At 49.4% G+C, this 12083-nt stretch carries 5 protein-coding genes; all 5 read right to left on the bottom strand.

Annotated features, from left to right (window positions below; genetic code table 11):
• Positions 1 to 93 precede the first annotated feature (93 nt).
• The gene (locus tag HW560_RS21545) at positions 94 to 1518 is read right to left on the bottom strand and encodes a glycoside hydrolase family 32 protein (RefSeq protein WP_179264653.1); all 1425 of its coding nucleotides are present in this window, start codon (positions 1516 to 1518) and stop codon (positions 94 to 96) included.
• The gene (locus HW560_RS21540) at positions 1515 to 3185 is read right to left on the bottom strand and encodes a glycoside hydrolase family 172 protein (RefSeq protein ID WP_179264651.1); all 1671 of its coding nucleotides are present in this window, start codon (positions 3183 to 3185) and stop codon (positions 1515 to 1517) included. The genes HW560_RS21545 and HW560_RS21540 overlap by 4 nt, the downstream gene beginning before the upstream one ends.
• A 166-nt stretch (positions 3186 to 3351) precedes the next feature.
• Positions 3352 to 8028 carry a GH32 C-terminal domain-containing protein gene (locus HW560_RS34045; protein WP_257031400.1) on the bottom strand — a complete coding sequence of 1559 codons (4677 nt, stop codon included), beginning with the start codon at positions 8026 to 8028 and terminating at the stop codon, positions 3352 to 3354.
• A gap of 205 nt (positions 8029 to 8233) precedes the next feature.
• Positions 8234 to 10480, bottom strand: a complete 2247-nt coding sequence (locus tag HW560_RS21525) for a GH32 C-terminal domain-containing protein (protein WP_373565011.1) — start codon at positions 10478 to 10480, stop codon at positions 8234 to 8236.
• A gap of 29 nt (positions 10481 to 10509) precedes the next feature.
• A complete protein-coding gene (locus tag HW560_RS21520) occupies positions 10510 to 12012 on the bottom strand; it encodes a glycoside hydrolase family 32 protein (protein WP_373565010.1) in 1503 nt (500 codons plus the stop codon).
• Positions 12013 to 12083: the final 71 nt, after the last annotated feature.

Here is a 12083-nt window from a genome sequence, read left to right as displayed (position 1 = left end):
TTCTTATCCCTCGACAGGAATGCACTCCGAGAGTTTAATTCAAAAAGTCGAGCAAGGAACTCTTATTGGGTCCCCTGCTCGACTTTTCCCATATTATTCTCTGATCGCAATTTTCACATTGCTGAGTTGAGCACTGCCTTGACTGACGAACAAGCCCAGGTTCCCTTGAAGAATATCATACATTCTGGCACTCATCGCAATTTCATCGTCCACGTAAATTTCGCATATCGATCCGTCAATATACACTTTGATTTCATAAGGACGATTGGGAATAAGCTGAACGGGGCGTTCCAGCTCAACCTCATAAGGGAACGTCTTCCCCCCCTCTTCCGACTGCATAATCGCCCCCCGAAAGCTAATGCGGTTCCGCTGTGGTTCCAGCGTGACATAATAGGCCGCATCTAGAGTGACTTTTGTCCGGAGCATCAGCCCAACACCTTGAGTTTGTTCAGAGAATGAGACAACAGCCGATATTTTACATTGATCGGGTAAATCTTCCGAAGTTGTACAACCGGCAAACCTATACGGTGACTCGCAAGAGATCGATCCGTCTGCGAACTCCCACTCTCCAATAATACCATTGAATTGAACAGGCAGCGTTTTGACGAAAGCGGCATCAACCGTTTCCGGTACTTTTACGCCAAGGGTTCCATCCGCCCGCTGAACGATTTCATGCACAATCAGATTCCCGCCCCAGTCCCAAGTGTCGTAATCCTTGCCAAGGGACTTCTGCGGATTCCACCCGAATAAATCGTCATTCTTCGTCGGATTCCATCCAAACAGATAGCGCTTCTCACCGTCTGAAACGGATTTGGCAGCATAGTAGGCACGACCGTCGAAGGTATCTTCCTTTGGAGTAATCCAAGGGCCTTCCAGGGAACGGCTCATCCGGTAAAAGGTCGCGAATCGTCCGGTATAAGAGGAGTAGATCAAATACCACCAATCTCCGATCCGAAACAAATCGGGACATTCGTGAGCCCCCACGTGAAGATTTGGCGAGTACAGGGGCTCGCGGTACTCCCAAGCTTTAAGATCCTTGGATGACAGCAGCGCGGTGCATCCCTTTCGATTAGTTGGCCCTTTTGCCATCGCTGCAAGCAACATCCAGTACTGGCCTTCCTCTTCATTCCAGAATACGAAGGGATCACGCCAATCGGATAGCTCATATATTCGGTCGTCAGCGGTAAAGGAATCCTCAGGGATCGCCTCCCATGTCTTGAAGTCTCTGCTTATCGCATGACATACCAACTGCTTGCCTTCAGGAAATATGCAATAGAACATATGGTAGATGCCGTCCACTTTCAGAACGTGACCGGTGCCGCCTTCGATCTGGCAAGCTCCTTCTTCCCGATAATTCACAAAATCCTTCGTTCCGACAAGATACCAGCCGTGATCGAGGTCCTCCCGGTAGTTATCTCTCCATCCGTGCAGATAGAACAGCTTAAACTCCCCGTCCTCATAATATGGAATAACGTCTCCTACCCATGCGTTATCCGGCCGATAGAAAAATTCCTTCATCTTTTATGCCTCCTGGTGTTTAAAGTAACTAAGCGGTCATTGACTGAAACAGGCCTATAATCATCGCTTGTGCACCGCTCCTGATACCAATAAACCGTGGAGGCATACAAACATTGGTTATTTGGGCCCCATTGATTCTCTTTATATTTTTCAATAAATCCCTCGAAGGAGTTCATGAAGGGAATGTTATCACAAATATGAAATCGGCTAACCGAGGTATGTCCGTTCGCATCCAATTCGATAAACGGCTGACTGGCGAAAGCACTGTCAAACATCGGGAAGGGAGGCTCAGCCGCCCAGGCATAGCCGATATAGTCCTCGCTGCCCGTTCCGAATGTGGACGGAAAGGATTCGCCATCCACGAAAAATTTCTCGTCCCCTTCTCCCCACCACCAATCAATCGTTTTTCGATCCCAACGCCCATACCACCAGGTTTCGGCTTCCTCATCGGGTTTCTCCCAGGTATTGTACACGTGAAGGTGAACGCCGCAGAACCTTCCCCGGCCTTTCGTCAGCAGCAGAGGCCAATCCGGCCAGCGATCCCCGCCTTCCTTGAAGCGCTCCACGTCCATATCCAGATAATCGTCCCGATGCCATTTCGCATGAAAACGCAGGAGATCGTCAGTATGAGATGTTGTTAAGGGAAAATAACGGATATCAGCTGATATCTCACACGGCTGCGTTCCATCATTTTCAATTTCGATCCTGGCGCCTTCCGAGAATGGCATGTACCAATAACTGTACATTTCATGTTCGTTCATACCCAGAGGCAGTGAGCGGTACGGCTTGATGCCGGGAGCGCTTCCAAAAAAATCACCCAGTGGAGCCCATACGGAGGGATCTACTCCATTGTCCCATTTCATTGAGATGGCCAACTGCCTAACCAAGATCCGCTGCTGTTCCTCGCTCTTTCGTCCAAGGTCAGTCCTGATCCGGATCATGGAGATGGCGCCGGCCCCCTTTTTATCAAAAAGCACTGCCTTGCCCCCTGCTGGTACGGATACCGTAACGTTCTCGAGGGAAGACCCTTCCGTATTCAAGGAAGAATCGATTCCTCTTTGCTGTAATACCCGATCCGCTTCGGCCAGTGCAATAGCTGACTCCTTGTCGATGCTACCATCAAAAGACGGCAGTTTGACTTCGGAAGGGAATGAAGTATAAGTGATGTGGTAATAAGCGCCCCAACCTTTATCCAACAGCACCTTGCAATGTTTTTGAAAGGAGATCGGAATAAAGCTGTTTCTTCCGCGGGATAATGTTGGCGACAGATTCGGAAAATTGGCCGGGGGCCCTTCCTGGTTGAATTTTTCAAAATAATCCCGGAAGGGCTGATTGATCACAGGGGTATCGGCATGATCAATATAAATCCGGATATGTCCATCCTCCGGAAGCGCAGACCAGAATCTCCAGATCACGCCAGGACCGCTAAGTTCCATAGCGACGATGCTGTCCCCTTCCTTGCGAATGAAGCCCCCTCCGTCATCATTGGCGCCCCAATTCTCGTATAAGCCTGTCTCGGCATTATAAACAGAACTTCGGTCAAAGCTTGAGAAGCACCCCGATTTCTCACCCGCCTGCGGCGGTACCGCCAGCGATTCAAAGTCATACAGTCTTCTCACAAGGTCCTTATATAAATAAGATGGCTGCTCTTGCTTGGCTTGAGTCATACTGTATACTCCCTCCTTTCTTACCTGTTGATCTTCTCCATACTGCGATAATTTGAAGTCATAGACCTCTCATAAAGCGGATATATCCGCTTTATTCTTGCTTCCGGCACACTTATCCATTCCCTGCAAATCCTTCAATATCTCTGCGGGAATTTCGATCTCTGCATCACTGTCTGATCTTCAGAGCGTTCTTTTCATCGTTGGCCGATGTTCTGACCGGGAACCCACCTGCCGTTCTTCCTTCTCCATTTCGAATGACAAGCTGCTCTGACTTGCTCGGTTTGTTTGCGGTGACCACAGAGTTATTCGGAGGGCTGGTAGGACCGGCTGGGTCGATTGAATTGGTCGGATTATTTGGATTAGTGGGGTTATTCACCTTAACAGGTACATTGAAATCATCGACGTTAATATGTCCAAAACCACCTGTGGATTGGTCAACCACCTTGATGTAAAGCTCCTCACCGATATACGCGGACGCATCCCAAATCTTCCGTTGATACTCTTCATAATTGGTGGCGGTTTCTTTGAATAACTCTTTGCCGTCCGATACCCGTACCAGCGCAACATACAGTTTATCGATATCGCGTCCGCCGCTGACCAGAAAATTGAGTTTACCGTTCCCGCCAAGGATGAAGTTCTGTGATTTAAGCGTTCCCGTTAAACTGTCGCCGCCGGCTTCCTCATTGAAGCCCCACAAATGATAGCCTCCCGGAATTTTATGCGACGGGTTGAAATAAATCGTGTCCCAGAAAAACTGGGTATCGGTCACATGGACATTCTGGAAGGCCTCTCCTTCCGTTATCCAGCCTGTTAAGTCGCCTGTGGCAAAATCATGGTTAGGCAGGTCCGTAATATCGGTGTATACGGAGTTGTCCCAGTTGTCAGGCACATCGACCGGAGCAGCCGGTTCACCCGTCAAGGCATTCATATTCCATACTTCCATTGACTTGACCGTTATATCGTTGTCGCCCCAGACCTGCAAGCCCAAGGCGTCGTATCTGCCTACATAGACGCGGGTTGTCAGCTTTTTCTTGTAATTGGCAAAGGCTTCAACAACCGAGCGATCGAGGAAAATATGGAGCTTCAGGTTCTCTCCGTCCAAATCCACGTATCCGCCTTGAATACCATCCACGCGTACATCCGGATCAATGCTGCTTTTTGTCCGATCTACATTAAAGGTCCCGTTTGTCTTGTCATAATAAATCAGCGTCTCTTCTTGGCCATTATCGGAGCGCCGCACCTTGAGCCCAAATTTCTGGGCTTCGCCCGGATCAACTTCCATCACAATCTCCAGCATGTCGCCTTTGACATTTTGAATCAATTGATTGGCGGCAGCCAGATTTTTGTCCGAGAAATCAACTACCTTATCTCCCCGGAGACTCTGCAATTCTTGAATGGGCTCAATGCGCAATTGATCATGGTCGTCTAGGCTTAGGGAAACTGGCAGTGCCAGATTATGAGCCCATCCGGCTTGATATTCAGCTTGCGGCGTTCTTACATTTTGCACCATGGAGTAAACGACCGTTCTTCCGTCAGGTGTGACCATACCGCTCTCTGCGGTTAAATAGCCATCGCCCACATCCATTTTGGAGGGTGCCTCCTGGTCGGGAATAAATTTGAAGTGATCCCGGTCCCAGGTGCCTATCCAATAAAAGACCTCAACATCTCTTTGCACATCGTTCGCTGGAGGCACTTGCTCCGGTTTCTCATGAGGATTGATCATGAAAATATACTTTTGATTGCCTGCGCTATCCTTGCCTAACGGCAGCAATACCGGCAGTTCCCATACCGTACCGAGCTCCGGATACAGGCTTCTGTCGCTAACGAATAAAGGCCCCTTATACTCCCAGTTGTACATGTCGTCGGACACATACACCAAAGCTGTGCCGCTGCTGAAGTCTTGAAGACCGGATGTCACTAACTGATACCACTTATCCACCTCTTCGTCATACCAAACGAACGGATCGCGGAACTCGTTATGGATGCCGTTCCCGTTCTGTTCCGTCACCGGATCAGGATATTTCACCCATTGTTCCAGATTGGGGTCGGACAAATCTGTCGGAGTCGCCAGCCCTGTTCTTTGATTCGGCGACAGGGAGTCATTGCCGGCAGTATAGAACAGAACAGGATTGCCGTCTCGATCATACGCTGCACTGCCTGACCATGCGCCGTCTGGATCAAGGGTGCCCGCTTCGGGGGCAAGAGCAGGCCTCACATTTTCCCAATGTACCATATCGTCACTCACCCAATGTCCCCAATGGATTTGATGCCAGTATGGACCTTGCGGGTTATGCTGATAAAACAAATGGTATTTGCCGTTATAATAAATCGGCGCATGCGCTTCATTCATCCAGTTTTGTGGAGGCATCGCATGGTACTGAGGACGATGCTGATCGCCATCAAACACACTTGGATCCTCATCAATATCGCCATTCGGAATTTCCGGGACCGAACCGCCGTGAAGCGACTTCACATTCTCATACTCAGCAAGGATCTCCTGATCAGTGAGGACTTTGTTTTGCAGCTTCACTTCATCAATGAGTCCAGAGAACATATTGTAAGAGAACAACCCCGCCAACTCTACCGGTTTATTATGTTTACCAATGATCAGGTTTTCGGTAGAGGGTGTGATCGGAACGTTGACAGGGGTCGCTTGGGAAGCCACTTCCTCACCGTTCAGGTACAACTTGATCATTCCATCCTTTTTGTCGAACGTAGCCGCCACATAATTCCATTTGTACTTTTCGAGTGGATGATCTTTTACCCATACCTGAATCCACTGGCCGCCAATTCCGACCTGCATGGACCATGTACCGTGCCGGTACATGCCAAGCGCGAAGCCTTCCGCCTTATCCTGATCGGACTGGTTCACGATTGCAGACAGCTTGTTTCCATCTCCCCATTCGTAGCTGCGCGGCGCGACCCAAGTTTCAAGCGTTAACGCGTCACTTACAGGAACTGCATTCTTTGCATTGACCTCGATATTATTTGAGTATCCATCGAACAGCAGGGCGCCGCCTTTTACTCCGCGCGGAGTCCATCTCGGTTCCTTGGAGTCCATGTATCTGGCGTTGTTAAATACATAGTTCACATCGTGTTCAATATTGCTTACTTTCTCAAGCGCCTTTTTTCCTGCGTCTTCATCAAGACTCATGTGAAAAATGGTACCCGTACCATGAGCTTGAAAAGCATCAACGGAAATACGAGCTTGATTGGATTGATCGATAACCTTGATATAAAGCCGCTTGTTATAGTATTGCTGCATTTTCCAGGAAATCTTCTTATTCGTACTGACATCCCCGGTCTTCTCAAGCAACGTGTCAGTACTGGCATCATATAATGCGACGTAGGCATGCTGCGGATTGACGATGTCCAAAACAGTGAAGTTAATAGTCCCGGTTCCCTGAAGCGTGAAGGTGCTAGAGATAATCGAGCCCTGTCCTTCCAAGGAGGATTTGGCAAAATAGTTGCCTTCTTTACCCGCTTGAGCTTCATTGTTTACTTGAAAAGCGTTGCCCTGGGCGGTCCAGTTCTCTAAATTTCCGGTTTCAAAGCTGGGATTCTGGATTTCCGTCGGCATAATGTTATCTGCCATAACTCCTTCTTCCGGTACGAGTTCATTGAAGGTGTTGAAGGCGTCCGCAAAGATTACTCCCCAATCCGAGTGCCCATTATCAACGATCTCCACATACAGCTTCTTGCCGATATACTTGGAGAGATCGGCTTTATATTGCTCCATATTCGCGAGCCTCAGGCCCTGTGCCGGATTCGGGAACCCCGACTCGTTAAATTCGGTGTTACCGTACCTGGCAATCAGTTCACCTGTGTCCGCATTGATGACGCTCACATACACTTGATCCGTATGCTTGCCTCCGCCCAATCTGAAGGTAATCCAGCCTGTTCCGCCCAGCTCGAAGGTGCTGGAACGAAGCTTACCTGTCGCAGCCTCGTTATACTTCAATCCGTTTAAATGATAACTGCCTTCCTGGTTATACGGGATTTCTTCAACCCAATAGGTTGTTTCGTCCGACACGCTGTTCGGACCAAACGCCTCGCCTTCTACAACCGTCCAGCCTGTTAAATTCCCTGTTTCAAAGCCGGGATTTTCGATTTGATAGCGTTTGAAATCCGGCTTGATATCCGTGGCGGCAATTCCTACGGCCGGCTCGGCTTCATGGTACATAAAGAAGGCGTCCGCAAAGATCACGCCCCAATCCGAGGTTGCATTGTCAACGATCTCCACATACAGCTTTTTGCCCAAATATTCGGAAAGATTCGCCTTATATTGCTCCATATTGGCAAGCCGCAAGCCCTGATCGGGATTTGGGAAGCCAACGTCAGCGAAGGCGCTATTGCCATACCGGGCAATGACTTGCCCCGTCTCGGCTTCCACGATATTTACATATGCCTTGTTTGGATTTTTGGCACCGCCAAGCTTGAAGCTGATCCAGCCGCTGCCACCCAGCTCGAAGGTGCTGGAGCGGAGAACGCCGGTTGCAGCCTCGTCATGCTTCCAGCCATTTAAATGATAAGTACCTTCCTGATTGTACGGAATTTGTTCCGCCCACCAAGTGGTTTCGTCTGATACGCTGTCCTGACCAAACGCTTGGCCTCTTACAACCGTCCAGCCTGACATATCCCCGGTTTCGAAGCTTGGATTCTGGATTTGATAGACTGTATCCGTAACTGATAACCCCTCGTCAGCCTTAGGGGTTAACGCCTCCCGAGCATCTACTCCAGGAATATCGGCTGCAGCCGCTATTCCTGGAGCAACAAGCTGGAGAACCAATACCCATATGACCATTCTGGAGATCCTGGTTTCCCTTGTTCTTACGTTCCTCATTCAAGATCCTCCTCCATGATTTCATATTCAGAAAACATCGATACCGCATTTCGACATGCTCTCCCTGTAACAAGGATGAATAGTCATGAAGGAAGGAGAGAAAAGATAAACGTATATGTGAAGCGCTTCCAAACTGCAGAGTACAAATTTTTCGAGATTTGCTCCCTTTATCCAAAGGGTGTAAGGAGCGCCTAAAGCGCTCTTTTTACCAAATGGATTTCATCTCCCATATATCCATCGATTTAACCAACAATTCCCCATCTCCCCAGATCTCAAGCCCCAAAGCATCTTTACGGCTTGGATACACCCGGGTCGTCAGACTTTTCAATCCGTTTGCATAGGCTTCGACCATGGAGCGGTCCAAATAAATATGAAGCTTTAAATTCTCCCCTAGCAGTTCCAGCTTACCGCCTTGGATCCCTCGGCACTTTTCTCCCGGATGAAGCGTCGTTTTCGTTCGATCAACCAAGAGCATCGATTGGTTCCAATCATAATACAGCAGGGTTTCTTCTTCGTTATCCGGCGTACACCGGACCTTGATGCCGAGTCGTTTGGCACTGCCAGGCTCCATCTCCAGTTGAATCTCAAGCATGTCTCCTTGTACATCCCCCAGCAGCATATTTGCCTCAGCCAATGATTTGTCCCGGAGTGATAACCGCTTGGCACCACGCAAGGATTGGAGCTCTTCAATCGGCTCCATTCCCAGCCGTCCGTCATCCCTCAAATACACGCTTAACGGCAAGCCGCCATTATGAGCCCAGCCCGATTGATATTCCAGCTCGGACGTCCGGTCACCTTGCGCTATCGTAAACACAATTTTTCGGCCGGTCTTCGGATCAACCATTCCGCTCGGACCGGTAAAATGGAAATCACCGACGTCAATCAATTGCGGCTCCTCTTGATCGGGAATGAATGATAGATTTTGTTTGTCAAGCTTCCCTATCCAATAGAATACCTCGACATCAGCTCCCTGTCCCACTGGACTCACCAATAGAAGATGCTTGTTCACTCCCTGCTTGTCGCTTCCAAGGGGAAGAAGCACAGGAAGCTCCCAGATGGGTCCGAGATAAGGGAATTTCTGAATATCCGCTTTAAATAATGGCCCTTTGTACGTCCAATTCAGCATATCCTGTGATGCAAATGCGAGCGCTGCTCCACCTTCGCCTTCGATCCCAGAGCCGACCAAGGCAAACCATTCGTCATCGTCCTTCCACACGAACGGATCCCGGAAATCTCCGAATACGCCCATACCCTTCTTCTGCACGATCAACGGCTCCCCGTGTTTGACCCAGTGAACCAAATCCGGATCTCCATCCCGGGAATAGGTGCTTCGGGCAAGCGCCACGCTCTGATTGGGCGAAGCACTGTCATTGCCCGCCGTAAAGAATAAGACAGGCAGGCCGTCTGCATCATATGTCGCGCTTCCCGACCATATCCCGTCCGGTGCGAGCTGATCATTTTCAGGGGCTAATGCCACAGGAAGATCAAGCCAATGCACCAGATCCTTACTTACCCAATGTCCCCAATGGATCTGATGAAAAAACGGCCCAAGGGGGTTATGCTGATAGAATAAATGATAATGCCCGTCAAAATAGATCGGCGCATGGGGCTCGTTCATCCAATGAGCCGGCGGGCTGACATGATACTGCGGTCTATGCCGATCCGGCAGCAGTGGCGTCCGATCCAGCTTGATCTCATCATACGTTAATTGTGGATGGCTTCCTCCATGGGCGGTGTCCAGCACATGCCGATAGGAAGTGGCCACCTCGTCCGCGCTCAGAGGCCGATTATAAATCTTGAGCTCATCGATGATACCGCTAAACATGTGCAGGCTGAATACTCCCGCCAGCAGGTTGCCGTGATTATTTTTGCCGATGAGCAGATCCTCGCCCACAGCCTCGGCCAAGCGGGAACCACGAGGCAAGACGGCCGAAGCAATTTCATTGCCATTCAAATACAGCTTCATTTCCCCTTGGTCCCCATCGAACACGGCACTCACGTAAGACCACTCATTCTTAGGCAGTTCATGGCCATCCGACGACCAAACTTCCTTCCATCTGCCCCCTTCAAGACCGACTTGGAAGGACCAGGTGCCATGACGAAACATGCCAAACAGATAACCCTGCTTGCGATCCGTGTTGTAGCGATTCACAATGGCGGACAACTTGCCCTCATCTCCCCATTCATACGAGCGCGGTGCTACCCATACTCCGATGCTTAGCGCAGAAAGATATTGCGGCCCGCCATTCGCATCTCCCTCATTGAGCGGATGGGCAATATAAGTAGAGTAGCCGTCGAAGAGGAGTCCGTTTCCCAAAACTCCCTTTCTCCACTGCGGATCGCACGGTTCGGTAAACTCCGCTTGTGTAAATACGTACTGAATATCATCCCGATCTTGGGAGACGCTCTCCATCGTGCTGGCTCCGGTTCCTTCATCGAAGGCCCAAGACATAATCAAACCCTGATTGTTGGGTATTTGGTTCACGATTCATCCCTCCTCGATGTATTTCCTGTGTTGTTATTGGAAATATGAATAGACTGAAGTGTATGGACATACAGCGAATTCAGTACAAACTGCCCTGATTCCGTACTTATTGAAATATGATCTACCTGGGCAACCGGAAAAATTTGATCCGTCAGCACAACCAGGCCTTCATTCGCATACACTTCAAGCGAATTGCGATCCAGCCAGATATGCAGCTTAATTTTCCCGTTTTCCGGAGCCAGCCTAACTCCATGCTGACATGCAAACGAAGGATGGAAGTCTGTTATGCCCGATTTGAAACGATCGATGAATAGCCATTGACGCACAGGGTCATAGCCGATGATTGTTTCACTCTGCCCGGACGATTGCATTTTGATATGAACCTCGCCCGCAGTCCGAATATCGATGTCCGCTTCAATCTCCAGTAGATCATCCTTTGTCTTTATCATAAACGGGACATCCTGCGTAACCGTGACATCAGACCAGCTTTTCGACTCTTTCCGCAGCTGTTCTATTTCCCGGACAGGCATTTGGGTTAACTCAATGCCCTCGTCCCGACTGGTCAGTGACAGGGCGCGAGGCAGAGTCATTGCGCCTCTCCAGTCTCCGGTTGGCGTCTCGTTTGCATATTTCCAGTTGCTCATCCAACCGATGATCACACGTCGTCCGTCTTGTTCATGCATATCCGACCAGGTGACCCCTGCATAGTTGTCCCGACCGTGATCCAACCACATGATATGATCAGCCGAATTGTCGTTGATGAATGTATTGCCGTCGAACTCTCCGATAAAATATTGCGTGCGTGATCCTTCCGGAAAGGCAGGGTTATCCCCAATGCTAATGATAAGTACCCATTTGGAACGTCCACTGTCATCGATTGGCAATTCAAAGAGATCCGGGCATTCCCAAACGCCGTCATGCGAGCCTTCCTTTTGCCCGAATTCCCCTGTTAATGTCCATTCACGCAAATTTTCCGACCCATAAAACCGAGCATGATCTCCCGCTACAATGGTCATAACCCACCGCTCACTTTGTGCATGCCAGAACACTTTCGGGTCCCGGAAGTCTACCAGATCCATATCGGCAAGAATCGGATTCCCCTCATATTTATGCCAGGTTCTGCCTTTATCGCTGCTGTAAGCCAAGCTTTGCCGCTGGCGCGGCTGCCCTGTCTTTGGACAAGTATCCGCTTGGGTAAAGATCGCAATCAATCCATGAGAGCCCGCGAACAGTCCGCTGCTGTTATTAAAGTCAACCACACAGCAACCAGAAAAAATGGCTCCATGCTCGTCAGGGAACAGAGCGATAGGTTCATGTTGCCAATGAATCAAATCATGGCTTAAGGCATGGCCCCAGTGCATCGGCCCCCATTTATTACTATAGGGATGATGTTGATAAAACAGATGATATTCTCCCTCATAATAGACTAATCCGTTCGGATCGTTCATCCAATGGGATGGAGGCGAAAAATGATATCCCGGTCTATATCTCTCATCCATAAGCTGTTTATTTGACTCCATTACCTTATTCATTTCCTCAGTCTTCGACATAGATTGAAGAGCCCCTTCCC

Origin of the sequence: Paenibacillus sp. E222 (genome assembly GCF_013401555.1) — a bacterium.
GTDB lineage: Bacteria > Bacillota > Bacilli > Paenibacillales > Paenibacillaceae > Paenibacillus.
This window is presented reverse-complemented; position numbering and strand designations above follow the sequence as displayed.